The sequence below is a fragment of the Micromonospora sp. WMMC250 genome, from assembly GCF_027460215.1.
GTDB lineage: Bacteria > Actinomycetota > Actinomycetes > Mycobacteriales > Micromonosporaceae > Micromonospora > Micromonospora taraxaci.
This window is the reverse complement of sequence record NZ_JAPZBJ010000002.1, coordinates 3,253,199-3,278,985: the sequence shown is the minus strand read 5'-3', so window position 1 is coordinate 3,278,985 and position 25,787 is coordinate 3,253,199. Positions and strand designations below refer to the sequence as shown.

The 25,787-nt window shown below is 71.6% G+C and carries 31 protein-coding genes; 19 read left to right on the top strand and 12 right to left on the bottom strand.

Going from position 1 to position 25,787, the window contains the following annotated elements; genetic code table 11:
- The first annotated feature begins 36 nt into the window (after positions 1-36).
- From O3438_RS14390 to O3438_RS14380, 3 genes are all read left to right on the top strand, one after another.
- Entirely contained in the window at positions 37-705 is a 669-nt protein-coding gene (locus O3438_RS14390) for a response regulator transcription factor (RefSeq protein WP_139586209.1), read from the top strand.
- Entirely contained in the window at positions 702-1,877 is a 1,176-nt protein-coding gene (locus O3438_RS14385; RefSeq protein ID WP_269680456.1) for a sensor histidine kinase, read from the top strand. Before O3438_RS14390 ends, O3438_RS14385 begins: the two co-directional genes overlap by 4 nt.
- A gap of 164 nt (positions 1,878-2,041) precedes the next feature.
- Positions 2,042-2,461 carry a VOC family protein gene (locus O3438_RS14380; RefSeq protein WP_269680455.1) on the top strand — a complete coding sequence of 140 codons (420 nt, stop codon included), beginning with the start codon at positions 2,042-2,044 and terminating at the stop codon, positions 2,459-2,461.
- A gap of 56 nt (positions 2,462-2,517) precedes the next feature.
- On the opposite strand, the gene O3438_RS14375 is transcribed toward O3438_RS14380, so the two are convergent.
- The 5 genes from O3438_RS14375 to O3438_RS14355 all read right to left on the bottom strand — a co-directional run bounded on the left by O3438_RS14375 (position 2,518) and on the right by O3438_RS14355 (position 9,040).
- Entirely contained in the window at positions 2,518-3,288 is a 771-nt protein-coding gene (locus tag O3438_RS14375) for a hypothetical protein (protein ID WP_269680454.1), read from the bottom strand.
- A gap of 172 nt (positions 3,289-3,460) precedes the next feature.
- Complete coding sequence (locus tag O3438_RS14370) at positions 3,461-5,557, bottom strand: 3-hydroxyacyl-CoA dehydrogenase NAD-binding domain-containing protein (protein ID WP_269683645.1); 2,097 nt, start codon at positions 5,555-5,557, stop codon at positions 3,461-3,463.
- A 20-nt stretch (positions 5,558-5,577) separates the two neighbouring features.
- Positions 5,578-6,774 carry a thiolase family protein gene (locus O3438_RS14365; RefSeq protein ID WP_269680453.1) on the bottom strand — a complete coding sequence of 399 codons (1,197 nt, stop codon included), beginning with the start codon at positions 6,772-6,774 and terminating at the stop codon, positions 5,578-5,580.
- A gap of 176 nt (positions 6,775-6,950) precedes the next feature.
- On the bottom strand, positions 6,951-8,270 hold the full coding sequence (locus O3438_RS14360) for a ribonuclease D (protein WP_269680452.1): 1,320 nt from the start codon (positions 8,268-8,270) through the stop codon (positions 6,951-6,953).
- 197 nt (positions 8,271-8,467) lie between these two features.
- Positions 8,468-9,040 (bottom strand): DUF3000 domain-containing protein, encoded by a 573-nt coding sequence (locus tag O3438_RS14355; RefSeq protein WP_088990845.1) that lies wholly within the window; start codon positions 9,038-9,040, stop codon positions 8,468-8,470.
- Between the two features lie 137 nt (positions 9,041-9,177).
- On the opposite strand from O3438_RS14355, the gene hemE reads away from it, so the two are divergent.
- From hemE to hemQ, 3 genes are read left to right on the top strand one after another with little or no spacing between them, the layout of a single operon-like run.
- Positions 9,178-10,275 (top strand): uroporphyrinogen decarboxylase, encoded by a 1,098-nt coding sequence (gene hemE / locus O3438_RS14350; protein WP_269680451.1) that lies wholly within the window; start codon positions 9,178-9,180, stop codon positions 10,273-10,275.
- A 7-nt stretch (positions 10,276-10,282) separates the two neighbouring features.
- On the top strand, positions 10,283-11,692 hold the full coding sequence (hemG, locus tag O3438_RS14345) for a protoporphyrinogen oxidase (RefSeq protein ID WP_269680450.1): 1,410 nt from the start codon (positions 10,283-10,285) through the stop codon (positions 11,690-11,692).
- The gene (hemQ, locus tag O3438_RS14340; protein WP_088990842.1) at positions 11,689-12,390 is read left to right on the top strand and encodes a hydrogen peroxide-dependent heme synthase; all 702 of its coding nucleotides are present in this window, start codon (positions 11,689-11,691) and stop codon (positions 12,388-12,390) included. Before hemG ends, hemQ begins: the two co-directional genes overlap by 4 nt.
- A gap of 69 nt (positions 12,391-12,459) precedes the next feature.
- On the opposite strand, the gene O3438_RS14335 is transcribed toward hemQ, so the two are convergent.
- The 4 genes from O3438_RS14335 to O3438_RS14320 form a co-directional block, all read right to left on the bottom strand.
- Positions 12,460-13,560 (bottom strand): lytic polysaccharide monooxygenase auxiliary activity family 9 protein, encoded by a 1,101-nt coding sequence (locus tag O3438_RS14335; RefSeq protein ID WP_269680449.1) that lies wholly within the window; start codon positions 13,558-13,560, stop codon positions 12,460-12,462.
- 118 nt (positions 13,561-13,678) lie between these two features.
- Entirely contained in the window at positions 13,679-14,158 is a 480-nt protein-coding gene (locus O3438_RS14330; RefSeq protein ID WP_269680448.1) for a GNAT family N-acetyltransferase, read from the bottom strand.
- A 19-nt stretch (positions 14,159-14,177) separates the two neighbouring features.
- Positions 14,178-15,119, bottom strand: a complete 942-nt coding sequence (locus O3438_RS14325) for a DMT family transporter (RefSeq protein WP_269680447.1) — start codon at positions 15,117-15,119, stop codon at positions 14,178-14,180.
- Between the two features lie 196 nt (positions 15,120-15,315).
- Complete coding sequence (locus O3438_RS14320) at positions 15,316-15,576, bottom strand: Prokaryotic metallothionein (RefSeq protein ID WP_088990838.1); 261 nt, start codon at positions 15,574-15,576, stop codon at positions 15,316-15,318.
- Between the two features lie 154 nt (positions 15,577-15,730).
- On the opposite strand from O3438_RS14320, the gene O3438_RS14315 reads away from it, so the two are divergent.
- From O3438_RS14315 to O3438_RS14305, 3 genes are all read left to right on the top strand, one after another.
- Positions 15,731-16,006, top strand: coding sequence for an isoamylase early set domain-containing protein (locus O3438_RS14315; protein WP_269680446.1), 276 nt, complete (start codon positions 15,731-15,733; stop codon positions 16,004-16,006).
- 108 nt (positions 16,007-16,114) lie between these two features.
- The gene (locus O3438_RS14310) at positions 16,115-16,855 is read left to right on the top strand and encodes a lytic polysaccharide monooxygenase (protein WP_269680445.1); all 741 of its coding nucleotides are present in this window, start codon (positions 16,115-16,117) and stop codon (positions 16,853-16,855) included.
- A 62-nt stretch (positions 16,856-16,917) separates the two neighbouring features.
- Complete coding sequence (locus O3438_RS14305; RefSeq protein ID WP_269680444.1) at positions 16,918-17,511, top strand: DUF305 domain-containing protein; 594 nt, start codon at positions 16,918-16,920, stop codon at positions 17,509-17,511.
- A 34-nt stretch (positions 17,512-17,545) separates the two neighbouring features.
- Here O3438_RS14305 and msrB read toward each other — a convergent pair whose 3' ends face one another.
- Positions 17,546-17,950, bottom strand: coding sequence for a peptide-methionine (R)-S-oxide reductase MsrB (gene msrB / locus O3438_RS14300; RefSeq protein ID WP_145784865.1), 405 nt, complete (start codon positions 17,948-17,950; stop codon positions 17,546-17,548).
- A gap of 47 nt (positions 17,951-17,997) precedes the next feature.
- Here msrB and ligD point away from each other — a divergent pair, with 47 nt between their 5' ends.
- Positions 17,998-19,029, top strand: coding sequence for a non-homologous end-joining DNA ligase (ligD, locus tag O3438_RS14295; protein ID WP_269680443.1), 1,032 nt, complete (start codon positions 17,998-18,000; stop codon positions 19,027-19,029).
- Positions 19,030-19,146: 117 nt separating this feature from the next.
- On the opposite strand, the gene O3438_RS14290 is transcribed toward ligD, so the two are convergent.
- Positions 19,147-19,443 carry a hypothetical protein gene (locus O3438_RS14290; protein WP_269680442.1) on the bottom strand — a complete coding sequence of 99 codons (297 nt, stop codon included), beginning with the start codon at positions 19,441-19,443 and terminating at the stop codon, positions 19,147-19,149.
- A gap of 88 nt (positions 19,444-19,531) precedes the next feature.
- Between O3438_RS14290 and O3438_RS14285 the strand changes: the two genes are divergently transcribed.
- From O3438_RS14285 to O3438_RS14270, 4 genes are all read left to right on the top strand, one after another.
- A complete protein-coding gene (locus O3438_RS14285; protein WP_269680441.1) occupies positions 19,532-19,720 on the top strand; it encodes a hypothetical protein in 189 nt (62 codons plus the stop codon).
- A gap of 286 nt (positions 19,721-20,006) precedes the next feature.
- Positions 20,007-21,257 (top strand): HNH endonuclease signature motif containing protein, encoded by a 1,251-nt coding sequence (locus O3438_RS14280; protein ID WP_269680440.1) that lies wholly within the window; start codon positions 20,007-20,009, stop codon positions 21,255-21,257.
- 7 nt (positions 21,258-21,264) lie between these two features.
- Positions 21,265-21,501 (top strand): hypothetical protein, encoded by a 237-nt coding sequence (locus O3438_RS14275; protein WP_269680439.1) that lies wholly within the window; start codon positions 21,265-21,267, stop codon positions 21,499-21,501.
- Between the two features lie 104 nt (positions 21,502-21,605).
- A complete protein-coding gene (locus O3438_RS14270; protein WP_269680438.1) occupies positions 21,606-22,937 on the top strand; it encodes a hypothetical protein in 1,332 nt (443 codons plus the stop codon).
- 36 nt (positions 22,938-22,973) lie between these two features.
- Here the strand turns inward: O3438_RS14270 and O3438_RS14265 are convergent, their stop codons facing one another.
- Positions 22,974-23,528 carry a hypothetical protein gene (locus O3438_RS14265; RefSeq protein ID WP_269680437.1) on the bottom strand — a complete coding sequence of 185 codons (555 nt, stop codon included), beginning with the start codon at positions 23,526-23,528 and terminating at the stop codon, positions 22,974-22,976.
- An 89-nt stretch (positions 23,529-23,617) separates the two neighbouring features.
- Here O3438_RS14265 and O3438_RS14260 point away from each other — a divergent pair, with 89 nt between their 5' ends.
- The 5 genes from O3438_RS14260 to O3438_RS14240 all read left to right on the top strand — a co-directional run bounded on the left by O3438_RS14260 (position 23,618) and on the right by O3438_RS14240 (position 25,775).
- Positions 23,618-24,247 (top strand): hypothetical protein, encoded by a 630-nt coding sequence (locus tag O3438_RS14260; RefSeq protein WP_269680436.1) that lies wholly within the window; start codon positions 23,618-23,620, stop codon positions 24,245-24,247.
- Positions 24,244-24,888, top strand: a complete 645-nt coding sequence (locus O3438_RS14255; RefSeq protein WP_269680435.1) for a YdeI/OmpD-associated family protein — start codon at positions 24,244-24,246, stop codon at positions 24,886-24,888. Before O3438_RS14260 ends, O3438_RS14255 begins: the two co-directional genes overlap by 4 nt.
- Before the next feature lie 76 nt (positions 24,889-24,964).
- Complete coding sequence (locus O3438_RS14250; RefSeq protein ID WP_269680434.1) at positions 24,965-25,399, top strand: DUF2975 domain-containing protein; 435 nt, start codon at positions 24,965-24,967, stop codon at positions 25,397-25,399.
- Positions 25,399-25,614: a helix-turn-helix domain-containing protein gene (locus tag O3438_RS14245; RefSeq protein WP_030488645.1), complete on the top strand. Its 216-nt coding sequence runs from the start codon at positions 25,399-25,401 to the stop codon at positions 25,612-25,614. The genes O3438_RS14250 and O3438_RS14245 overlap by 1 nt, the downstream gene beginning before the upstream one ends.
- Positions 25,611-25,775 carry a hypothetical protein gene (locus O3438_RS14240; RefSeq protein ID WP_269680433.1) on the top strand — a complete coding sequence of 55 codons (165 nt, stop codon included), beginning with the start codon at positions 25,611-25,613 and terminating at the stop codon, positions 25,773-25,775. The genes O3438_RS14245 and O3438_RS14240 overlap by 4 nt, the downstream gene beginning before the upstream one ends.
- The last annotated feature ends 12 nt before the right edge of the window (positions 25,776-25,787 follow it).

Sequence of the window (25,787 nt, the reverse complement as noted above, 5' to 3'; positions counted from 1 at the left end):
ACTAGGTTGTCGGTGGTCAGCAGCGAGGAGGCCGGGATGCGGGTACTGGTGGTCGAGGACGAGCGCAACCTCGCCGACGCGATCGCGCGCGGGTTGCGCAAGCGGGGGATGGCCGTCGACGTGGCGTACGACGGCGACGCCGGCCACGAGGCGGCGTTCGTCACGCGGTACGACGTGGTGGTGCTCGACCGCGACCTGCCGGGCGTGCACGGTGACCAGATCTGCGCCGACCTGGCCGCCTCCGGCGCGTTGACCCGGGTGCTGATGCTCACCGCGAGTGGCACGGTGGCGGACCGGGTGGAGGGGTTGCAGCTCGGCGCGGACGACTACCTGCCCAAACCGTTCGCCTTCGACGAGTTGGTCGCCCGGGTGCAGGCGTTGGGCCGGCGGGCCACCCCGGCCGCGCCGCCGGTGCTCGAACTGGCCGACCTGGTGCTCGACCCGGCCCGTCGGGTGGCCACCCGCGCCGGCGTGCCTGTCGACCTCACCAACAAGGAGTTCGGGGTGCTCAGCGAGCTGCTCAAGGCTCGCGGCGCGGTGGTCTCCAGCGAGGAGCTGCTGGAACGGGTGTGGGACGCCAACACCGACCCGTTCACCACGATCGTCCGGGTGACCGTGATGACGCTGCGCAAGAAACTCGGGGACCCACCGCTGATCGAGACGGTGGTCGGCGCGGGTTACCGCACCGCCGAGGTGAGCGCATGAGCCGCCGGTTGCGGCCCACCCTGCGACTGCGGCTGACACTGCTCAACGGGGTGCTGCTGGTCGGCGCGGGGGCGATCCTGGTGCTGCTGGCGTGGCTGCTGGTCCGGGACGCGCTGCGCCCCACCGACGAGTTGCTGCCCGGCACGACAGTGGTGCTCGCCGACGGAAAGTCGATGGACGCCGCACAGTGGCAGCGGCAACTCGTCGACGCCGCCTCCGGGGAGCTGCTGGCGAAGGGCCTGGTCGCGCTGCTGGCGGTGAGCGTCGTCGGGGTGGCCGGAGCGTACGCCGTGGCCGGTCGGGCGCTGCGTCCGTTGCACCAGGTCACCGCGACCGCGCAGCGGCTCGGTGAGGCGACGCTGGACCAGCGGATCGGCTACTCGGGCGCCGACGACGAGGTGGCCGAGCTGGCCAAGACGTTCGACGCCATGTTGGACCGGATCGCGTCCGCCTTCGAGGCGCAGAAACGTTTCGTGGCGAACGCCTCGCACGAGCTGCGTACCCCGCTCGCCGTGATGCGGACCGAGATCGACGTGACGCTCAGCGACGACGACGCGGACGCCGCCGAGTACCGTCGGATGGCGACAGTGGTCCGGGACGCCTCGGAACGCGCCAACGGCCTGGTGGACGCGCTGCTGGTGCTGGCCCGCAGCGAGGCGCAGGCCGGGCGGCAACTGGGTCGGCGGACCGAGTGTGATCTCGCCGCCGGCACCGTCAACGCGTTGTCGGCGATGCGCCGCGAGGTGGAACGGATCGGCCTGCGGGTGCAGACGTCACTGGAGTCCGCGCCGGTCGTCGGTGATCCGGGGTTGCTCGACCGGCTGGCCGGGAACCTCATCGAGAACGCGGTCCGCTACAACCACCTGCACGGCCGGCTCTGGGTACGTACCGGCACCGACGGCGTCCGGTCCTGGTTGGTGGTGGGCAACACGGGCTTCGAGGTGGACCAGGCCGACGTGCCGGGGCTGTTCGAGCCGTTCCGGCGTGGTGGCCGGGAACGCACCGGCGCCCGCGGCTCCGGGCTGGGTCTGTCGATCGTGCGGGCGGTCTGCACGGCGCACGGCGGGACGGTACGGGTGATCGCGCAGCCCGGGGGTGGTCTGGAGGTGACCGTCACCCTGCCGTCGGCGGACGCCCCGGCGGTGTCCGGGTCGGTGTCGACAGCAGGCTGAACGGGGTTGCGTGCGGCGTCCGGCCGATGGCAAGATCGCGCCGTCAGTCCGAGATCGAAGGGGGGTGCGTCGATGTCCTCAGTTGTTGGCTCCGCACCCCGGGTTTTCGCAGGCTGACCCCCGGCAGCGGAGCGTCCTCATCCAGCACCACGGAGGGAACACCCGTGAGTTCGATCATTCACAACATCAGCATCGACTGCCACGACACGTACGCCCTCGCTGGCTTCTGGGCGCAGGTCTTCGACTGCCCCCGACAGCCCGACGACTTCCCCGGCGACCCGGAGGCGATGCTCCTGCCGCCGGGTGGCCCGGAGGTGCTGTTCATCGCGGTGCCCGAGGGTAAGACGGTGAAGAATCGGCTGCACCTCGACCTGCAACCCGCCGACCGTACCCGGGCCGAGGAGGTCGAGCGGCTGCTCGGCATCGGCGCGACCCTCGTGGACGACCGGGTCAGCCCGACCGGTAGCGGGTGGGTGGTGCTCGCCGACCCGGAGGGCAACGAGTTCTGCGTCCTCGGCAACAAGGCCGAGCGGGCCGCGGCAGCGGCGGCACGGGCCGCGGCGCAGGAGCACGACCCGGCCTGATCGTCGGCACGAGGCCCCGGCCACCCTCGGGTGGTCGGGGCCTCGGTCGTGGACGGTCAGGAACGCTGCTCGATCTGGCCCCGGATCGTGACGAACTCGGCCTTCGTCTGCTCGGCGGTCTTGAAGTAGATGACCACCATGCCCAGGCTGCCCCGGTCGGCCCACACGCAGACGCCCAGCGGAACGCTCTCGGCCTTGCCGTCGCCGCACTTCGCGTCACCGCCGAGCGGACCAGGATCGACGGTGGCCAGGTTGGTCAGCGTCAGCTCGGTGGAGAGCCCGTTGATGGCGTCGTCCAACTCCTTCTTCGGGTCCGTCAACAGGCCGGAAGCCCCAACGATCATCACGAGGTCCTGCTTGGCCGGGTCGCCGTAGAAGGCGCCGACGGTGCTGGTCTCGTTCTGCACCTCCGCCTTCATCTCGGTGACCATCTGGTCGGCGGCCGCCTGCAACTCCGGCTCCGTGATCTTCGGCCGACCGGCGAGGGTGGCCGGCGCGACGAGCCGGGTCTTGGTGGCGTCGATGATGTCGCCCGCGTCGTCCTTGACCGTGAACCAGATGGCCGCCGCGCCGCCGAGGCAGCACACCAGCAGCACGGCCAGCACGATCAGGACGATCTTCCCGACGTTCGACTTCTTCTTAGCCGGCGGCGGGCCCGCGAACTGGTGGGGGTCGCCGTACGGCTGACCCGGCTGTGCGGGCGGGAACCCCTGCTGCTGCGGGGGCGGCCAACCACCGGGCTGTTGCTGGCCCGGCTGGCCGGGCTGCTGCGGCGGGTGGGAGGAATCGTGCGGCGGGCCGTAGGGACTGGCCGGCGGCTGGGACATTCAGTCAGCTCCAAGATGGGGGTGCAAAAGCGCGTGATCGTAACCCGCTGAGGAACACGGCGTTGTCCCTGCTTGAGGACCCTCCGACGGTGAGCTGATCACAAACGGTCGCGGTGGCCGGGCCGCCCACGAGGGACGGTCCGACCACCGCGACCGGTGGTACGGCGATCGGTCAGGCGGGCAGGCTCGCCGCCCCGCGCGGCAGGAACCGCTGACCGGTGACCCGCTCGGACGTGCCGGTGCGGTCCAGGTACGGTGTGACACCACCCAGGTGGAACGGCCAACCAGCGCCCAGGATCATGCACAGGTCGATGTCCTGCGCCTCGGCGACCACACCCTCGTCCAGCATCAGTCGGATCTCCTGGGCGAGCGCGTCCAGCGCGTTCTGTCGTACCTGCTCGGCGGTCAGCGGCTGGTCACCGACGACGAGCAGCTTGGCCACCTCGTCGTTGACCTGGTCGTCGACCACGATCGGCTGCCCCGAGTCGGCGATCCGCTTGAGGTTCTCGCTGACCCCGAACCGGTCCGGGTACGCGGCGTGAAGGGTGCCGCCCACGTGGTACGCGACGGCCGGCCCGACCAGTTGGAGCAGGGCGAGCGGGCGCATCGGCAGACCCAGCGGGTCCAGTGCGCTGTTCGCCACGTCCAGCGGGGTGCCCTGGTCGACGGCGGCGAAGACGGTGCCCAGGAACCGGGTGAGCAGGCGGTTCACCACGAACGCCGGAGCGTCCTTCACCAGCACGCTCGACTTCTTGAGCTGCTTGCCCACCGCGAACGCGGTCGCGAGGGTGACGTCGTCGGTGCGCTCACCCCGGACGATCTCCAACAGCGGCAGCACCGCCACCGGGTTGAAGAAGTGGAAGCCAACCACCCGCTCCGGGTGCTCCAGCTCGGCGGCCATCTCGGTGATCGACAGCGAACTGGTGTTGGTGGCCAGCACCGCCTCCGGGGAGACGATCTTCTCCAACTCGGCCCAGACCTGCTTCTTGACGCCCAGGTCCTCGAAGACCGCCTCGATGACGAAATCGGCGTCCGCGAAGGCGCTCTTGTCGACCGAGCCGCTGACCAGGCCGTACAGCTTGGCGGCGGTGTTCTTGTCCATCCGGCCCTTGGTGACGGCCTTCTCGATCTGGGTGTGCACGTAGCCGACGCCCTTGTCCACCCGGGACTGGTCGAGGTCGGTCATCACCACCGGCACCTGGAGGCGGCGGGCGAACAGCAGCGCCAACTGGCTGGCCATCAGGCCGGCGCCGACGATGCCGACCTTGGTGATCGTGCGGGCGAGGCCCTTGTCCGGCGCGCCGGCCGGCCGCTTGGCCCGCCGCTGCACCAGGTCGAACGCGTACAGGCAGCTGCGTAGCTCCTCGGAGAAGACCAGGTCCGCGAGGGCCTCGTCCTCGGCGGCGGTGCCGGCGGCGAAGTCGCCGTCCTTGGCCGTCTCCAGCAGGTCCAGAGCCTTGTACGCGGCCGGAACCGCGCCGTGTAGCCGCTGGTTGAGGGTCTCCCGGGCGAAGTAGAGCACGCCCGCCCACATGTCCTTGTCGACCTCGGGCCGGGTCACCGTGACCTGACCCCGGACCACCCCTGCGGCCCATTCGAGGGACCGCTCCAGGAAGTCGGCCGGCTCCAACAGGATGTCCGCGATGCCCAGCTCGGCGGCCTGCTTCGGCTTGAGCATCTTGTTCTGCATCAGCGGGTTCTGGATGATCACCTGGGTGGCGGCGGGGATGCCGATCAGGTTCGGCAGCAGCTGCGTGCCGCCCCAGCCCGGCACCAGGCCGAGGGAGACCTCGGGCAGGGCCAGCGCCGCAGCCCCACCGGACAGCGTGCGGTAGTGGCAGTGCAGGGCCAACTCCAGGCCGCCGCCCATCGCCGCGCCGTTGACGAACGCGAACGTGGGCACGGTGCTGTCCTTGAGTCGGGCGAAGACCCGGTGACCGAGCCGGCCGATCTCCAGCGCCTGCTCCCGGTCGGCCAGCTGCGGCAGGCCGACGATGTCCGCGCCCACACAGAAGATGTACGGCTTGCCGGTCACCGCGATGAACGCCGGGTCGGCGGCGAGCGCGGCGGTGATCGCCTCGTCGAGGCTGGCCAACCCGCCGGGGCCGAAGGTGTTCGGCTTCGTGTGGTCGAAGCCGTTGTCCAGGGTGATCAGGGCGGCGGGCCGGTCCAGGCCGGGCACGTTCACCTGACGCAGCAGCGCCCGGGTGACGACCTCGTTCGGTGCCTTCACTGTGCCACCTTCGGTTCGCGACTGCGGGGCTCGCAGGCCCGACTCACTCCTCGCGCTCACTTGTCGCCGCCCTCCCAGGCCGGGTTCTCCCAGATGACAGTGCCGCCCATGCCGATGCCGATGCACATCGCGGTGAGGCCGTAGCGGACCTCGGGGTGCTCGGCGAACTGGCGGGCCAACTGCGTCATCAGCCGCACGCCGGACGAGGCGAGGGGGTGACCGATGGCGATCGCGCCGCCCCACGGGTTGACCCGCGCGTCGTCGTCGGCGATGCCGAAGTGGTCGAGGAACGCGAGCACCTGCACGGCGAACGCCTCGTTCAGCTCGAACAGGCCGATGTCGTCGATGGTGAGCCCGGCGAGGCGGAGCGCCTTCTCGGTGGACGGGATCGGGCCGACACCCATCACCTCCGGCTCCACTCCGACGAACCCGAACGACACCAGCCGCATGGCGATCGGCAGACCCAGCTCGCGGGCGGTGGCCTCGTCGGCGAGCAGGCTCGCGGTCGCGCCGTCGTTCAGGCCCGCCGCGTTGCCTGCGGTGACCTTGCCGTGCGGGCGGAACGGGGTCTTGAGGGTGCCGAGCTTCTCCAGCGAGGTGTCCCGTGGGGCCTCGTCCACGGTGGCCAGGCCCCAGCCGCCCTCCGCGTCGCGGATCGACATCGGCACCAGGTCGTCCTGGAGCTTGCCGTTGGCGTACGCCTTGGCGGTCTTCTGCTGCGAGGCGAGCGCGAACGCGTCGGTGCGTGCCTTGGTGATGTGCGGGACCAGGTCGTGCAGGTTCTCCGCGGTGGCGCCCATGACCAGCGCGGACGGGTCGACCAGTTTCTCCGCGATGATGCGCGGGTTGGGGTCGACACCCTCACCCATCGGGTGACGGCCCATGTGCTCGACGCCCCCGGCGATGGCGACGTCGTACGCGCCCATCGCGATGCCGCTGGCCACGGTGGTCACCGCCGTCATCGCGCCGGCGCACATCCGGTCGATGGCGAAGCCGGGAACGGTCTTGGGCAGGCCGGCCAGTAGCGCTGCGGTGCGGCCGATGGTGAGGCCCTGGTCGCCGATCTGGGTGGTGGCCGCGACGGCGACCTCCTCGACGCGCTCCGGGGGCAGCTGCGGGTTGCGTCGCAACAGCTCACGGATGCAGCGGATCACCAGGTCGTCGGCGCGGGTGTTGGCGTACATGCCACCCGCCTTGCCGAACGGGGTACGGACGCCGTCGACGAAGACGACATCCCGAACTTCACGGGGCACTTGAGCCTCCTTCTCGACCACCATTCGGCCCCCGCGCCGCTGGGGCGGCGCTGCGGACTGAGCGAGGGTCGGCCAACACGGGCACGTTCCCCCGAATGCTACTCGCCAGTAACCAGCCCGTCCCGACCCCCCGCTGTGGCCCACCCCACACCGTGACCCCAGGGAGTCCCCACCCCCTAGGGGGTGGGGTCCAGGGCTTCGGTCAGGTCATGGATGAGTAGACCGATCTGCCACTCCCGGGCGTTGAGACCGCGCAGGGTTTCCGCTACCGACTCCTCGGTCACCACCTCGGGTGGGGTCCAGGCCAACCGGCGAATCGAATCCGGCGTGATCAGGTTTTCCGGCGGCAGGTTGTGCTCGCCGGCGATGCGGATGACCACCTCCCGGCACCGGGCCAGCCGGCCGGCCGCCACCGGGTCCCGTTCGGCCCACCGGTGCGGTGGAGGCGGCCCCTCGACGGTGGGGGAGACCGGCAGCGAATCCTCCGCGAGCTGCCGGGCGTCGTCGAGAGCGGCGAGCCAGGTGCGGGCCAAGCGACGCACCGACCGCCCGCCGAAACCGGGCAGGGTCAGCAGAGTCTTCTCGTCCTTCGGGTCCAACTCGGCGGCGGCGATGATCGCCGAGTCGGGCAACACCCGACCGGGGGCGGCATCCCGCCGGGCCGCGATCTGGTCCCGGGCGTACCACATCGAGCGCACCCGGGCCTGGGCCCGCGCCCCGCGCAGCCGGTGGATGCCGGAGGTGCGCCGCCACGGCTCCGCGCGTACCCGCGGCGGGCGCGCCCCGGTGCGGACCAACGCGGCGAACTCCTCCGCGGCCCAGGCCGACTTGCCCTGCCGGGTCAACTCGGCGTCGAGCGCGTCGCGCAGGTCGGTGAGCAGCTCCACGTCGAGAGCGGCGTACGTCAACCACGACTCGGGCAGCGGCCGGCTCGACCAGTCGGCGGCCGAATGGTGCTTCTCCAGCGTGAACCCGAGCAACTGCTCGGTGAGCGCGGCCAGCCCGACCCGCTCGAACCCGGCCAGCCGGGCGGCCAGCTCGGTGTCGAACAGTCGGCGTGGGCGCAACCCCACCTCGGCCAGGCAGGGCAGGTCCTGGCTGGCCGCGTGGAGCACCCACTCGGCCTCGCCGATCGCGGCGTCCAGCGTGCTGAGGTCCGGCAGCGGCAGCGGGTCGATCAGTGCGGTGCCCGCACCGGCGCGGCGGAGCTGCACCAGGTACGCGCGTTGGCTGTAGCGGTAACCGGAGGCACGCTCGGCGTCCAGGGCGACCGGGCCGGTGCCGGCCGCGAAGCGGGCCACCACCTCGGCGAGCTCGGCCGGGGTGGCCACCGGTTCGGGAGTGCCGTCACGCGGGGCGGTCAGCGGAACGGGCCCACCGTCGGCCGGGTCGGCGCCCTCGCCCACCAGCTGCGGCGGGGCCGACGGCGGGTGCTCGGGTGCGTTTCCCGGAAGGTCTTCGGCGGGCCGACGGCGCAGGGGTGGTTCGTCGGTCACCTGCCAACCCTAGTGCGCGTGGAGATCGAGCGGGTGCAGCCGGTCCGGCGTGTGTCGATCACGTGTCCAAAGGATGTCCGCGCGCGCCCGTCTCGACACGGTCGATGATGGAGTTGTGCTGCCTCACAAAAGCCGCTTCGACGGGTAAACCGCCCACCCCAACTCCATGATCGACCCGCAGGAGGGTGGGGGAGGGGCTAGGCGGCGCCGGCGGGGCGCCGGTCGGACAGGGCTGTCACACCGGGTGGGGGGAGGCCGGCGGTGTCGGCGAGGAGGGCGCACCAGCCGAGCAGGTGCGCGGTGAGGTCGTCGTCGACCGGCGTCCAGGAGGCGCGGATCTCGATGTCACCGACGGTCGGCGGGCCGGCGAGGTCACCGAACCGGGTCGACATGGTCTGCGTGACGGTGCCACCGATAGCCCGGTGGCCGGCGTCCTGGGCGTCCAACGCGTCGGTCAGCCACGTCCAGCCGACCCCGGGCAGCAACGGGTCGGCGGCCAGGTCGACCTCCAACTCGGCGGTCACGTAGGTGACCAACCGCAGGGTGCCCTGCCACGCCTCGTGCCCAGCCGGGTCGTGCAGCAGGATCAGCCGCCCGGTCGCCACCTCGTCGCCGTCGCGCAGCACCGTCGCGGCGAGCGCGAACGCGTACGGAGCGAGTCGTTGGGGCGCCCCGACCTCCTCAAGAGTGATCTCCGGGCGGGGCGTCGCCGATCGCAGCCCGGCGACCGCGCGGGCGAACGCTTCCGGGAGCGCGATCGGGGGGGCCATGTCGGCAGCCTATGCCGCCGTCCGTCGCCCGCTTCGACGGCGCGCCGACGCTCATGAAGGGCACCGGGGGTAAGGAACGGTGCCCTTCCTCTCACCCCCACCCGGTTTGCGGTGGTGGGCGTGGCACGATTGCGGCGATGACCACGGACACCACGGGCACTGTCGCCCGAGACGGAGAATCCCGCCCCGGCGGACCGGCCGACTCGCCCTTCATCAGGGCCTGCCGACGTCGGCCCGGGCCGCACACCCCGGTCTGGTTCATGCGCCAGGCCGGCCGCTCCCTGCCGGAGTACCGGGAGATCCGGGCGACCGTGCCGATGCTGGAGTCGTGCCGCCGTCCGGACCTGGTCACCGAGATCACCCTCCAGCCGGTGCGTCGGCACGGCGTGGACGCGGCGATCCTGTTCAGCGACATCGTGGTGCCGGTGGCCGCGGCCGGCGTCGACCTGGACATCGTGCCGGGCACCGGCCCGGTCGTCGCCGAGCCGATCCGCAGCGCCGCCGACGTGCAGCGGATCCGCCTGATCACCCGCGAGGACGTGTCGTACGTCGACGAGGCCGTCCGGCAGTTGGTGGTCGAGCTGGGCGACACCCCGCTGATCGGTTTCGCCGGCGCGCCGTTCACCCTGGCCAGCTACCTGGTCGAGGGCGGTCCGTCGCGGACCCACGCGAAGACCAAGGCCCTGATGTACGGCGACCCGGACCTGTGGCACGCGCTCTGCGGCCGGCTGGCCGAGGTGACACTGGCCTTCCTGCGGGTGCAGATCGACGCGGGCGTGTCGGCCGTGCAGCTCTTCGACTCGTGGGCGGGTGCCCTCTCCGAGGCCGACTACCGCCGTTTCGTGCTACCGCACTCGACGGCGGTGCTGAGCGGTTTGGAGGACGCCGGGGTGCCGCGCATCCACTTCGGGGTGGGCACCGCCGAGCTGCTCGGCGCGATGGGCGAGGCCGGCGCGGACGTGGTCGGCGTCGACTGGCGTACCCCGCTGGACGTGGCCACCGGCCGGATCGGCCCGGACAAGGCGGTGCAGGGCAACCTGGACCCGACAGTGCTGCTCGCGCCGTGGCCGGTGGTCGAGGCCGAGGTGCGCCGGATCCTGGAGCAGGGCAAGGCGGCCCCCGGGCACGTGTTCAACCTCGGCCACGGGGTGCTGCCGGAGACCGACCCGGAGGTGCTGACCCGGGTGGTCGCGCTGGTGCACGAGGTGTCCAGCCGCCGGGCCGACCAGGGCTGAGAAGGCGATGCGGCGGCCCTGGCGGGTGGCGGTGGTCGGCGGCGGGATCGCCGGGCTGGCCGCCGCGGTCCGCCTGCGCGACGGCGCGCCGGCCGACACCGAGATCACTGTGTACGAGCAGTCCGGCGCGTTGGGCGGCAAGCTGCGCACCGGTGCGTTGGCCGGCCAGCCGGTGGAGTTCGGCGCCGAGTCGTTCCTGATGCGCGACCCGACGGGCGCCGAGAGCGCGGCGGTGGCCCTGGTCCGCCGGCTCGGGCTGGCCGAGAAGATCGTGCACCCCACCGTGGGGCAGGCGGCGCTCGTGGTCGACGGGGGGCTGCGCCCCATCCCGGGCGGCACGCTGGTGGGCGTACCCGGGGATCTGGATCGGGTGACGACTGTCGCCCGCCCGCTCGCGGACGCCGACACCGACGGTGGCCGGCCGCTGATCGGTCCCGACGTGGACGTGTCGGTGGGTGCGCTGGTCCGGTCCCGCTTCGGCGACGAGGTGGTCGAGCGGCTGGTCGACCCGATGCTCGGCGGTGTGTACGCGGGCCGCGCCGACGACCTGTCCCTGGTCACCACGATGCCGGCGCTGGCTCGCACGGCCCGGGTGGAGCACACCCTGACCGGCGCCGTCCGGGCCGCCCAGGCCGCTGCGCCACGGGCACCCGGCGCTCCCGTCTTCGGCACCCTGGTCGGTGGGCTGAGCACCCTCGTCGAGGCGGCGGTGGCGGCCAGCGGCGCGACGATCCGGCGCGACGCGGCGGTGCGCGAGGTGACCCCGGCCGGCTCCGGCTGGCGGCTCACCGTCGGCCCGACCCGCGCCCCCGAGTTCGTGGACGTGGACGCCGTGGTGTTGGCGGTGCCGGCCCGGCCGGCGGCGCGGCTGCTCGCCGGCCCGGCCCCGGAGGCCGCCGCGGCCGTCGGGAAACTCGACTACGCGAGCGTCGCGTTGGTGACCCTGGCGGTGCCGCAACCCCGACTGCCCGAGCTGTCCGGCTTCCTGGTGCCCAGCACCGAGGGTCTGCTGACCAAGGCCGCGACGTTCTTCACCACCAAGTGGGGGCACCTGCGCCGGCCGGACGGTGTGGCGTTGCTGCGCGCCTCGGTCGGCCGGTACGGCGAGGAGGCGCACCTGCAACGCCCCGACGCGGACCTCGCGGCCACCGTGCACCGGGAGTTGTCGGCGGTGCTCGGCACCCCGCTGCCCGCCCCGGTCGACGGGCACGTGCAGCGGTGGGGCGGTGCGCTGCCCCAGTACGCCCCGGGGCACGCCGGTAGGGTCGGCGCCGCACGCGCGGCGTTGCGGGCCGCGTACCCCACAGTGACCCTCGCGGGCGCCGGCTACGACGGCGTCGGCATCCCGGTCTGCGTCCGCTCCGGCGAGACCGCGGCCGAGGAGATCATCACAGCACTGGGAGGATCGGCGAGATGACCGAGCAGACCAACGCGGCCCGGTTGCGGGAGCTGAACGACAGCATCCGCTACACCATGTGGTCGGTGTTCCGGGCCAGCAGCCCGCTGCCGTCGCTGCGGGACAACGTCACCGGCGAGGTCGTCGCCCTCTTCGACGAGCTGGCCGGCAAGGACGTGGTGGTCCGGGGCGTGTACGACCTCTCCGGTCTACGCGCCGACGCGGACGTGATGATCTGGTGGCACTCGGCGTCCAGCGACGCGTTGCAGGACGCGTACCTGCGGTTCCGTCGCACCACGCTGGGTCGGGCGATGACCCCGGTCTGGTCGCAGATGGCGTTGCACCGGCCGGCGGAGTTCAACAAGAGCCACATCCCGGCGTTCCTGGCCGGCGAGGAGGCCCGCCCCTACATCTGCGTGTACCCGTTCGTCCGCTCGTACGAGTGGTACCTGCTGCCCGACGCCGAGCGGCGCGAGATGCTCGCCGAGCACGGGAAGATGGCCCGGGGCTACCCCGACGTACGGGCCAACACGGTGGCCTCGTTCGCGCTGGGCGACTACGAGTGGATGCTCGCCTTCGAGGCCGACGAGCTGCACCGGATCGTGGACCTGATGCGGGACCTGCGCGCGTCCGGCGCACGCCGGCACGTCCGCGAAGAGGTCCCGTTCTACACGGGCCGCCGCCGCTCGGTGGCGGAGATCGTCAACTGCCTGGTCTGAGTCGACCGTCTCGTCCGAGTCCCGCCGTCCGGCGCCGCACCCCCGCCCGGGTGCGGCGCCGGCCGGGGATCAACTGGTCGTCGTGCAGGTGACCAGCGGAACCGGGTTGCTGCCGTTCCACGAGCCGAGGAACCCGAAGGTGGTGCTCGCTCCGGCGGCAAGACTGCCGTTGTGGTTGGCGTTACGTGCCGTGACCTGCGTGCCGCTGGTGCTGACGGTGGCGTTCCAGGACGAGGTGACCTGTTGGCCGTTGCCGTAGTTCCAGTTCACCGACCAGCCTCGGGTCGGTGAATCACCAGCGGTCACCTTCACCTCACCCTGGAAGCCGCCGGACCACTGGCCGGTGACCTGGTAGGTAGCCGTGCACGCCCCGGCCGGGGGCGGCGTCGTCGGGGGCGGGGTGGTGGGCGGGGGAGTCGTGGGCGGTGGGGTGGTCGGCGGGGGCGTGGTCGGCGGCGGCGTGCTCGTTCCCCCGCCGAAGTCGACGTCGCTGCACAGGTAGTACGACTGGTCGAAGTGGCTGGCCTGCCAGACGGTGTAGACGATGTGCCGTCCGGTGCGTCCGGGCGCGCTGACCGGGATCTGGATCGAGACGCCGCCGGTGTCCTTGTCCCACTGCGAGGCCGGGGTGTTGCCGATCTGGCCGGCCAGCTCCAGGTTGCCCCAGCCGAGCGGTTGGGTGGCCGCGTTGAAGCCCTGCTTGGTCACGTACACCCGGATGTAGTCGGCGCCGTGACTGGCCTGGTCGAAGAAGCGGAGCCGGAAGTTGTTCGACACCGCCGTGGTCTTCCAGGCGCCGACGGTGTCCAGAGAGTTGTAGCGGGGGCTCTGGGTGCGGCCGCCGCTGCACAGCTGACCGTCGGGGACGGCGGCCTGGTGGTTGCCGCCCACGCCCTCCCGGAACAGGCCGTTCCAGTTCCACATGGCGGCCGGGTCGGCCTGCCAGGCCTGCCAGCACATCGGGTCCTCGGTGGCCATCCGAGGGTTCTGGAAGTCGCCACCCCAGCGCTGCCAGCAGCTGTAGTTGCGCGAGGCCGGGTCGACGACCGAGCCGTGCGCGGAGGCGGGCTGAGCCACGATCGTGGTCAGCGCTGTGGTCAACAGGAGCACGGCGGCCGTCACGACGGCGAACAACAAGAACGCGCGCCGTGATCGGATGAAAGTGGACATGGAGCCCCCGGGGGGATGAGGTCGGACGACGACACCCGGACCGACGGGAGTTGCCCACTCCCGCGCCTACTCGCTGGCTCCTGCGATGGCTCTACCCGGCACCATGCCAGCTCGATCGTCAGGCGTCAATGGTCGACGTCGTCGGCGCGGGCCGCGCGGCACGCCGCATCGGCGTGTGCGGGATGCCGTCCTCGACGTACTCCGGGCCGCTGACCGTGAAGCCGTGCCGGCCGTAGAACCCGACCAGGTGCGACTGGGCTTCCAGCACGCTGGGCCGGTCGCCCACCGCCTCCAGGGCCGCGGTCATCAGCCGGCCGGCGTGCCCGCCGCCGCGCGCCTCCGGTGCCACCACCACCCGACCGATCCGGGCGGTGCCGTCCGGGTCGGCCAGGATCCGCAGGTACGCCAGAGGCGCGCCGCCGTCGGTCAGCCAGAGATGCCGCGTGCCCGGCTCGACGTCGCGACCGTCGAGTTCCGGGTACGGGCAGTTCTGCTCCACCACGAACACGTCGATGCGCAGCTTGAGCAGGTCGTGGAAGGTGCGGGTGTCCAGGTCGGCGAAGGCGGCCGTCCGGATGTCGGTGGTCTGCGAGGGCACCCGACGATCCTAGGCCGCCTCACGCGGTGCTCGTCCGAGGTGCCAGGTAGGTGGCGGCCACGGCGCTGAGCAGCAGGGCGCCGCCGACGACCACCGGCAGCGGCAGCGGCTCGTGCAGCAGTGTCACCGCCAGCACCGCGGCGGTGAGCGGTTCGAGCAGGGTCAGGACAGCGGCCACGCTTCCCGCTGTGGTGCGCAGCCCGGCGTAGAACAACGCGTACGCCACCGCTGTGGTGATCACGCCGAGGTGCAGCAGCAGCGCCACGGTGTCGGGGCGTACCGGCACGCCGATTCCGGACACCAGGGCGAACGGTGCCAGGGTGAGCGCGCCGACCACCGTGGAGATGGTGGTCAGCGTCATCGGCGTGGTGTGCTGCGACGCGTGCCGGCTGATCAGTGTGGTCACCGCGTACCCGAGGCCGGATCCCGCCGCCGCGAGCAGGCCGAGCAGCGGTGCGGGTGCCGCCGCGCCGGGGTCCGCCGTGGCGGTGGTGATCAGGACGAGACCGGTGACGGCCGCGACCAGCGTGCCGAGTCGCACCGGGCCGGGGATCTGGCGGGCGCGTGCCGACTCCCAGGCGGCGGCGAGCACCGGGGCCACGCCCAGGCTGACGACGGTGGCCACGCTGACGCCGGCCCACGCCACGGCGGCGAAGTAGAGCGCCTGGTACAGGCCGAGGCCGACGCCGGTGAGCAGCAGCGGTACGGGTGCCGCGCGCAGGGCGGCCAGGACCGTGCGGAGTCGACCGGCGGTGCACGCCAGGAGGACGAGCGCGGCGATGGCGAGGCGGTGGAAGCCGATGCTCACCGGGCTGAGTCCGGTGCTGTCGCGCAGGAGTTGCACCGCCACACCGGTGGTGCCCCACAGCATGCCGGTGACGGTGATCTGGATCAGGCCGGTGCGGGCCTGGTGGACGACCGGCGCCGGGGCGGCCGGGCGCGTGGTTCGGGAAAGGGACACGAGGGCGCTCCGAGGGTGAGCCGTTGACGGGGACGACGTCGACGGAGCGCGTACGGCGGGACGGCCGACGGGGTCAGTCACCCGGTCGGCGAGAGCGCGGCGCTCCGTTCAGGAGCGCGGCGGGGGGAGGACGCCGAGCAGTGGCCGCATGGCGACGACCGTACCGCAGGAGGGCGGGCGGTACGGGTTGGCGCGGTCAGGCCGGGCGTGCCCCGACGGCGTCGCGGATCTCGGCGCCGACCTCGCCCTCGACGGCGCGGGCGCAGTGGCCGCAGCAGAAGAAGCGGCCGTTGACCTCGACGCCGTGCCCGACGATCTTGATCTGGCAGTGCTCGCAGATCGGTGCCATCCGGTGGATCGCGCATTCGAACGAGTCGAAGGTGTGTACGTCGCCGCTCACGGTGCGCACCTCGAACGCCATCCAGTAGTCGTTGCCGCAGACCTCGCAGGTTGCCACGAGAAACCCCCATATCAGGACATGTGTCTACAGGTTGCTCTTCCTCCGGTGCGTCGGGTGGCGGATTGTCGATGTTCGGGCCGGTGGGCGGCGTGTCGGCCTCGGCGTGTTGTCCGTTATGCCGGGTGAACCGCCGCGACCCCCGGAGGATCACGTGATCAAGCGCAACAAACTCTTCGGCAACCAGACCCGGGTGACCTTCTGTCTGCCCCGGGACGCCCCGCCCGGGCCGGTGAGCGTCGTCGGTTGCTTCAACGGCTGGGAGCCCGGCCGGCACGAGCTGGTGGCCCGCCGCGACGGCACCCGGACGGTGACCGTGAAGTTGCCGCCGGGCGAGTACCGGTTCCGCTATCTCGCCACCGGTGGCGTCTGGCTGGACGACGAGACGGCCGACCAGGTCGACGATCGGGGCAGCCTGCTCCGCCTCTGACGACGAAAACTGCCACCATCGATGTATTTATTGATGGGAGTCTTTACTGTTAACAATGTTTAAATTACCTTGAGGGCACCCACCGGACCCCGGAGAAGGAGCTGCCCCATGCGTCGAAGAATCACCGTCCCGCTGGTGGCGGCAGGTGCCGTCGCCGCCACCCTCACCGTCGCAGCCCCCGCGCAGGCCCACGGCTACGTCTCCGCCCCACCGAGCCGGCAGGCGCTCTGCGCGCAGGGCCGGGTCCCCGACTGCGGGCAGATCAAGTACGAGCCGCAGAGCGTCGAAGGCCCCAAGGGCCTGCGCAGCTGCAACGCCGGAATCTCCGGCTTCGCCGTCCTCAACGACGACAGTCGGGGCTGGCCGGCCACCTCGGTCGGCAGCTCGCTGACCTTCACCTGGGTGAACACCGCCCGGCACGCCACCGCCAACTGGGAGTACTGGATCGGCAACACCCGCGTCGGCGTGGTGAACGGCAACGGCCAGCAGCCCGGTGCCACCGTCTCGCACACCGTCAACCTCGGTGGCTTCACCGGTCGGCAGAAGATCCTCGCGGTGTGGAACATCTCCGACACGGCGAACGCCTTCTACTCCTGCATCGACGTGCAGATCGGCGGCGGAGGCTCGAACCCGACCCCCACACCGACCCCGACGGCCACCCCACGACCCACCCCGACCCCCACGCCGACGACTCCGCCCGCGCAGGGCGGCACCTGGGCGAGCGGCCGGGCGTACCAGGTCGGCGACCAGGTCACCTACGGCGGAGCCACCTACCGCTGCCGGCAGGCGCACACCGCCATTCCCGGCTGGGAGCCGCCGAACGTACCGGCGCTCTGGCAACAGGTCTGACAGTGCGGGTGCGGCCCCTCGGGTCGCACCCGTCGCCGCCCCCGCGTGAACGGAGCACCGGCATGCCCCGTACCCCTCTGGTGTCGGTGCTCGCGGCCCTGCTGCTCACCAGCGCCTGCGCCGGGTCACCCGACCCGGGCGGGCCGCAACCGGCCCCCGCGCCCCCGGCCGGTTCCACGGTCGCCGGTTCGGCCGCCGTGGGTTCGGCCTCCGTTGGTGAGATGAGCGGCATCGACCTGGTGTTTCTCAGCACCATGGTCGGGCACAGCGAACGCACACTGCAGATCGTGCGGTCGTCCCGGGACCGGGTGCGCGACGACGCGCTGCGCACCCTGGCCGCCGCCATCGAGGCCACCGAGACCGACGAGCTGGTCGCCATGCGGGGCTGGCTGCCCACCACCGGGCCCGGCGCCAGCGCCGCCGCGCACCATCACGAGGGGCACGGCGACGACGCGGCGCTCGACCGGCTGCGGAACGCGCCCGCCCCGGACGTCGACCGGGTGCTGCGCGAGGTGCTCGCCGACCACCAGCGGTCGGCCGCCGACCTGGCCCGGGCCCAGGTCGGCGTCGGCCGCAACGAGCGGGTCCGCGACCTGGCCCGGCGGATCGAGCAGTCCCGGACCGCCGAGGTCGACCTACTCGGGGGTACGCCCTGAGTGGCTCTCCGGCTCCGTGGTGCTCGCTCCTCGCTCAGCGGGGTTCGAGGCGGACCGAGATGGAGTTGACGCAGTGCCGGGTGTCCTTCGGGGTGAAGCCCTCACCGTGGAAGACGTGCCCGAGGTGACTGTCGCAGCGGGCGCAGCGGATCTCCGTACGCGCCATGCCGAGGCTGCGGTCCTCGATCTCCTTGACCCGGCCCGGGATGGCGTCGTCGAAGCTCGGCCACCCGCAGTGCGAGTCGAACTTGGTGTCGCTGGAGAACAGCTCCAGACCGCAGGCGCGACAGTGGTAGACCCCCTGGGTCTTCGTGTCCACGTACTCGCCGACCCAGGGCCGTTCGGTGCCGTGCTCCCGCAGGACGTGGAACTCCTCGGGGGTCAGTCGGACCCGCCACTCGTCCTCGGTGCGGGGCAGCTCGTTGTCGTCAAGACTCACCCCCCAACGGTACGTCGAACGTCGGGGGCGTGGCATATGGTCGCGAGATGGCGGGCACCAAGGCGGCGGTCACCGAGGTCGAGGTGGCCGGGCACAGCGTACGGCTGAGCAGTCCGGACCGGGTGATCTTCCCCGAGCGGGGGTTCACCAAGGCGGACGTCTTCCACTACTACCTCGCGGTCGGCGACGGCATCATGCGCGCCCTGCGGGACCGGCCCACCACGCTGCAACGCTTCCCCGAGGGCATCGGGGGTGAGGCGTTCTTCCAGAAGCGGGTGCCCACCCGGGGGGTGCCACCCTGGGTCACCACCGCCGAGATCACCTTCCCGAGCGGCCGGAACGCGGCCGAGCTGTGCCCGGCCGACCTGGCGCACGTGGCCTGGGCGGCCCAGATGGGCACCATCGTCTTCCACCCCTGGCCGGTGCGCGCCACCGACGCCGACCGGCCCGACGAGCTGCGCATCGACCTCGACCCGCAGCCCGGCACCGACTTCGCCGACGCGGCGCGGGCCGCCGGTGAGCTCCGGGCGCTCCTCGACGAGCTGGGCGTCACCGGTTGGCCGAAGACCTCCGGCGGTCGGGGGGTGCACGTCTACCTGCGCATCCAACCCCGCTGGACGTTCACCGAGGTGCGTCGGGCCACCATCGCGCTCGCCCGGGAGGTGGAACGCCGCCACCCCGACCTGGTCACCACCGCCTGGTGGAAGGAGGAGCGCGGCCGCCGGGTCTTCGTCGACTTCAACCAGATGGCGCGAGACCGCACGATCGCCTGCGCGTACTCGCTGCGGGCCAACGCGCGGGCCACCGTCTCCACCCCGGTCACCTGGGACGAACTGCCCACCGTCGACCCGGACGACTTCGACCTGCGCAGCGTCCCGGCCCGGCTCGCCGAGCGCGGCGACCCGCACGCCAGCATCGACGACGCCCCGTGGGACATCACCCCGCTGCTCGAATGGGCCGAATGCGACGCCGCCGCCGGCCAGGGCGACCTGCCGTACCCGCCGGACCACCCGAAGATGCCCGGCGAACCCAAGCGCGTGCAGCCCAGTCGCGCCAAGCGCACCCCCGACGGTCCCTGACCTTCTGCGTTCACGGCACGGCTTAGCCGTCCAGCGGTCACGGGCACGGCTGGGCCGTCCCGGCGGTCACGGGCGCGGCTGGGCCGTCCACGCGTTCAAGGCTGGGCCGCTGCGCGGTCATGGGCGCGGCTGGGCCGTCCACGCCAGGAACCTGTCGAACAGTTCCCGTGGGTCGGGCGCGGGCTGGGGGTTGAGCGTGAGCAGGTCGGCCGTCGCGTCGAACAGCTGGTTGGCCATGTAGATCGACAGCGCCACCCGGTCGGTCCCGTACTCCACCCGCAGCAACATCCGCGCGCAGGCACACGGCCAGGTCGCGGCGCACACGCGGCACAGCCATGACGGCCGACGCGGCAGGTGCTGATGCACGGGGTGGAGGCCGTGCAGAGGCTGCTGGTCGGGCTTCGGTGCGGTCATGCACCAATCGTGCCGCCGTCTATTGCCCGTGTCAACAGACTGCGTAGTTGTCGCTAACTGTCGACGTCGCCGCTGTCATGGTCAATGTGTGGACCTCGTCGGCGTGTCGGAGATTCGGGAGATGCTGGGCAACGTGTCCCGGCAGCGTGCGTCCGTGATCGCCAATCAACGGAACTTCCCCGAGCCGGTTGCCGTGCTGGCCATGGGAAAGGTCTGGCGAAGGTCGGACGTGGCGGCCTGGATTCGAGAGCATCGGCCGGAGCTGGCGGGGGGCTGACGACGTCTTTCAGGGGTCGCTCGCCCTGCTGCGGCGGTGCTGGCTGATCACTCGTTAGGCGACGCGTGCACAGCTCGCCCGCCGGCCCTGCTCTGCTGCCTCGACCCCGATGCCACGCCCAAGATTCGGGCAACTTCGCCGATGTTGCTGCCTCCGACGCCTGGGAGGCAGCAACATCGCTGATGTTGTGCAGATCTTGGCGGTGGTTGCTTTCGGTGGGGTGGTCGCTTCGGTACCCGCTTTCGCGCGGCCAATTTCTGTCGTACACCTGTTCTAAGATTTGCCTGTGATCGATGAGTTGGCGCGGGCGGACAGTGCGGTGGCGAGCTGCGCCGACGCTGCTGCCTGGGCACTCTCCGAGCGTGAGCTGATCGCGGCGCTCGACGCCACTCATCGCTTGCAGCAGCGCCTGGCGGCGGTGCAGTTGGCGGTGGTCCGGGAGCTGGACGGTCGGGGCACCGCGATCGCGCAGGGCGCGTCCTCGACAACGGTGTGGTTGCGCGATCGTCTGCGCCTCGACGTCTCGGCCGCGCGTCGGCTCGTCGGGCTCGCGGCCTCGGTCGACGTCGCCCCACCTGGGGTGCTGGAGGCGTTGGCGGGCGGGATGGTCACTGCGGAGCAGGCGCGGGTCATCGCCGACGCGGCAGCCACGGTGACGGCGTCGGCGGGTGCCGAGGTGGCCGACAAGGCGGTTGGAGTCCTGGTCGAGTGGGCCGGGCAGTTCGACCCCACCCTGCTGCGCAAACTCGGCACCCGGATCCTCGACCACGTCGCCCCCGACCTCGCCGACGCCGCCGCAGCCGCAGCACTGGCCGCCGAGGACGCTCGCGCCACCCGCGACCGGCACCTCACCCTGTCCGCGCAGACCGACGGGCGGCTGCGACTCACCGGAATCCTCGACGCCGAGGCCGCCGGCATGCTGCGCGCCGCCATCGACCCGCTCAGCGCACCCGCCTGCCCGGACGACACCCGCTGCGCCGGGCAACGTCGCCACGACGCCCTCGCCGACGTCTGCCGACTCGCCCTGCGCACCGGTGACCTGCCCGACAGCGGCGGCGACCCGGCCCAGATCGTCGTCACCACCGGCTACGACACCCTGACCCGGCACCTCGGCGCCGGCGCCCTCGACATCGGCCTGCAGCTCACCCCCGACACGGTGCGGAGGCTGGCCTGCGACGCGGCGATCCTGCCCGCCGTCCTCGGCGGCGCGGGCCAGGTCCTCGACGTCGGTCGACAACGCCGCCTCGTCACCGGTGCGTTGCGTCGGGCGCTGGTGCTACGCGACGGCGGATGCGCCTTCCCCGGCTGCGACCGACCACCCCGCTGGTGCAACGCCCACCACATCCACCACTGGGCCGACGGCGGCCCCACCAACCTCACCAACGCCGTCCTGCTCTGCGGCCACCACCACCGACACATCCACCACAGTGAGTGGACGGTGCGGCTTGGCGACGACGGCAATCCGGAGTTCGTGCCACCGGCCTGGCTCGACCCCGACCAGGTCCCCCGCCGCAACCACTACCACCGGCGAACATAGCCAGCCCATGACGGTTGCTCGGTACGGGCTGGCTACCACCAACGTCCTGGCCGTGGCTTTCGTGTGCGCCTCGGTGTCCCGCCACTCGGAGGCCACCAGCGACCAGACCTCGACGTCGGATCGCGCGCTGCTGTGTCGCGCGCTGCTGTGTCGCGCGCTGCTGTGTCGCGCGCTGCTGTGTCGCGCGCTGCTGTGTCGCGCGCTGCCGAGCCGCGCGCCGCAGGGCTGGAAGGCCCGCCCGTGAGACGCCGCCGCGGTGGATGCCGAGTCGTCGCGCCACCGCCGCGAAGCGCTGGTCGGCCGGACCGTCGGGGTGCGCTGGTCGGCCGGACCGTCGGGGTGCGCTGGTTGGCCGGGAGCCGTATCGATGTGGCGCTCGTGGTGATCGACGTTGTTGACTTCCTCGATACCCTGCGGGGGTCGGTCGGGGAGAGGTCGCTGATGCTCAAGGACGTCACGTCGGTACGTGTGGTTGCCTACTTCCCGTGTCAGCTGTCCACTGAGACCGGATCCGACCGTGACGTGCCGGCGGGGTGGAACGTCACCGACGGCCTCGACGACCTCGCGTTGCAGCCCTACGGTCAACGACTCCTCGACGAGCTGCTCGGCAGCATGCCACGGCCGACCATGGAGATCAGCGGTGGCCAGGAGATCCTGCGGGTCGCCGAGCAGGAGATCGAGGCATCTCTGCTGCCCACGACTGCCTCTGGTGCGTGGCAGGTGCTCTCTGTGCGGGTGAGCCTCTGGAACGTCGACTGCGGTCTCCTGTGCGTCACGTACCAGCTGCCAGACGGCATCGTCAGTGGCGACGGGGACGTGGTCGACGAGGTCGCCCCTCCGGTGCAGCGGATGGTGCCCGCTGTGACCCGGCTCCTGCGAGCCATCCTGCCGGCGCCGGCCGGTGCGGACGAGGTGTTCGTGCTCTGGGCCAACACCACCTTCGCCGTGCGGGTGGACCCGGACTGCGATCCGGCGCGGCGGCGCGCCATCGCCGAGGAGTTCACCCCGGACGGTGTGGACTGCACGCCCGACGGAGCCCGGGATGGCGTGCTGCGGGTCGGCTCGCACACCACCGCCGTGGTCAACGACTTCGGGTCGCGCCGGGCCCTGCTGTTGGCGCGGTTGACCGGGGTGCACCACGTCTGCTGGGCTGCGGCTCTGCGCTACGACGCGGTGCTCTCGGCCGAGCTGTCCCAGATCGACCCGGGGCGCGCGGACCTGTCGATGAGTGCTCTCGAAGACCAGGCCAAGCGCATCCTGCGCGGCTACCACCGCATCCGCCTGTTCCGGCTCGGCTATTCGTCGGTGGAGGCGCACCTCGACGCGGCCGGCGGCACCGTCTGGAACGCGCTGGAGCAGCAGTGGAAGTTCCGGCTCGTCCTCACCACGTTGGACGAGCGGCTCGACTTCGTGCGAACGCTGCACCAGCAACTGGTCGGTCGGCTCCAGGACCGTCGTTCCCGCCTGCTCAACGAACTGGTGCTGGGTTTCACCTTCCTCAACATCTTCGCCATCGTGCTCGCCGCACTGACGTTCGTGGCGCTACCGAGCCTCGACGTGGGGCTCCTGGCCTCGGTGATCGGGCTGGTGATGCTGCTGGTCAACCTGAGCGCGTACCTCGCCTTCCGGCGGCAGATCAACGACCCGGGTCGGACCCCGAGGGCGTCGGCCCGCCCGTGACCGGCCGCCGCCACGAACAGGGTGCCGTACGCCGGGTCACCGCGTCATCAGGCGGTAGACGATCGCCCCCGAGAAGAGCGCGAACAGTGCGGGCGCCACCCACCAGTCGGGGAAACGGCTGCGCGAGCGGGGCGGGCCGTCGGCGGTCTGCCGCTCGTCGGCGATCGCGTCGAGGCGGTCGACCAGGTGCTGGCCTCTCGATCCTCCGGTGCCCAGCAGCGAGTCGGACAGACCCCACACCCGGACGCGTTCACCGGAGGCCACTGTGATGCGGACCGAGAGCAGATCGCGGTCGATCGACGCCACGTCGCGGTAGGCGATGCGCTCGACGCTCAGCGGGTTGAGCACCTCGAAGTGGTCGCGCCGGGCCGTCAGCCGCACGCGGAAGCCCATCCGGAAACAGAGCCAGCCCAGGATCGCGAAGAAAGCCGCCGCTCCGACGTCGAACGGCAACCCGGCCAGGCTCGGGCCGGACATCTCCCTTGGCAGGGCCACCACCAGGAACAGCAGGAGCAGCCGTCCGATCCAACGATCGGTGCTGTCGGAGAAGACCAGGTCCCTGCATTTGCGCCCGATCGGGTCGACGGTCACGCGCAACCTCCTCCCGTCGCCGTGGTGGCCGGCCTGGATGCGCCCTTCGGGCCCGCCAATGTGGATCATCCCGTACTACTGTCTGCCGCATGGCCTTGCGACCGGACGAGTTCTACGACCACGCGCTCGCTGCTGCCGACGGCGAGCGGCGGCTTCCGTTGGCGCGCATGACGGGTTGGGACATCAGCCCGTTCGAGGCGGACGGGCTTCGGGTGTCGCCGATGCGGCCGCCGGTGCTGCCGGAACCGGCCCGGCACGGCGAAGACCCGTCGGACTGCGATGCCTGCCGCAACCGGAACGAGGGGATCTGGTTCAACGAGCGCTGGCGACTGATCCGGATCAAGGGCGTCGGCGTCCCGCTCGTGCTCATGCTGATGCCGCTCGAGCACCACGACATGGAGGATCTGCCCGACGAACTGGCGGCCGAGCTGGGGTTGTTGAGCACCCGCATTGCTCGCCACGTGCAGGCGCTGCCGCACATCTCGCGGGCCCACGTCTACCGCTTCGGTGACGGCGGCGCGCACCTGCACATCTGGTTCTTCGCCCGGCCGCAGGGGCAGGCCCAGTTGTTCGGGTCGTGGCTGGTCGCCTGGGACGACCTGCTGCCGGAGTACCCGTCGGACGTGGCCGACGCCGACGCCGCCGCCGTGGCGGACGCGCTGCTCGCGTCGCACGGTGGGCACCGGTTGTCGGACCCGGGGGCTAGCCTGCCGGCATGACGAGCGCCGAGCTGGCTGAGTTGGTCGTCGCGGACGCCGACGCGTTGCGCACCTGGTTGTCGGCCAACCACACCTCGTCGCCCGGGGTCTGGTTGGCCCTGACCAGGAAGGGCGGCACGGTCACGTCGCTGACCTGGCAGCAGGCGGTCGACGAGGGCCTGTGCTTCGGCTGGATCGATGGCCAGGCCCGCAGACGGGACGAGGGGTCCTCCTGGATCCGGTTCACCCCGCGCCGGCCGCGCAGCTCCTGGTCACAACGCAACGTGGCGAACGTGGCCCGGTTGGAGGAGCAGGGGCGGATGACACCGGCGGGGCGTGCCGCCGTGGAGGCGGCGAAGGCGGACGGTCGGTGGGCGGCGGCCTACGCCCCGCCGTCGGAGGCGGAGGTGCCGGCCGACCTCCTCGCCGCCATCGCCGCCGAGCCCGCCGCGCAGGCGATGCTCGACGTGCTCACCAAGGCCAACCGGTTCGCCCTCATCCACCGCCTCAACGCGGTGAAGCGGGTGGAGACCCGCGAGCGAAAAATCGTGGAGTTCGTGGCCATGCTGGCCCGGCACGAGACGTTCTACCCGCAGAAGGCGAGACCGTCGCCGGCGGATGACGTGGTCCCGTCAAAGGACATCGGCGAGCGAACCGATTGACTTTCGATAGGTAACGAGCGAAACTCGATGCATGGTTACAGAGCATCGAGCGGTAGCCGCTCTCAGAGTCTTTCTCGTGGTGCTGTTCGGGGTCCTGGTCGTGTTCCAGACCCTCTCGCTGCCCGGTCAGTTCGCGTACATGGCCGAACAGTCGCCGGAGGACGCGCACCTACGCTGGCCGGCGACCGCCGTGACGGTGTTCTGGGTGCTGTGCGTCCAGGTGGTCATCGTCGCGACCTGGCAGTTGCTCAGCCTGGTCAAGAACGACCGCATCTTCACCGAGGCGTCGCTGAAGTGGGTGGACGCCATCGTCTGGGCCATCGCCGCGGCCTGGGTGGTGCTCGTGGCGGTCTTCCTCTGGGTCGGCTTCAACGCGGACGACCCGGGAGTGCCCCTCCTGCTGTTCCTCCTGACGGTGGGCGTCACCGTGCTGGGGCTCCTCATGGTGGTGATGCGTGCGCTGCTGCGGCAGGCCACCACGCTGCGGACCGACATGGAAGCGGTGATCTGATGCCCATCGTCGTCCGCATCGACGTCGAGTTGGCCAAGCGCAAGATGAGCGTCGGAGAGTTCGCCGAGCGCGTCGGGCTCACGCCGGCCAACGTGGCGGTGCTCAAGAACGGCCGCGCCAAAGCGGTCCGCTTCAGCACCCTGGAGGCGATGTGTCGGGTGCTCGAATGCCAGCCCGGAGACCTGCTCGAATGGGTGGAGGAGGAGACCCCATGAGGTACGCCCTGACCGCCGTCGCGCTCCTCGGGGTGGCACTCGGCATCGCCGGCGTCGTACTCGGAGGGGCCGACGACTCCCCGGGCCTGCAGCTCATCGGCGTCGTGCTGGTGATCGGCTCGGTGGTGTTCGGCATCCGCACCGTTCGAAGCGGCAGGTAGCCGCCCGACCCT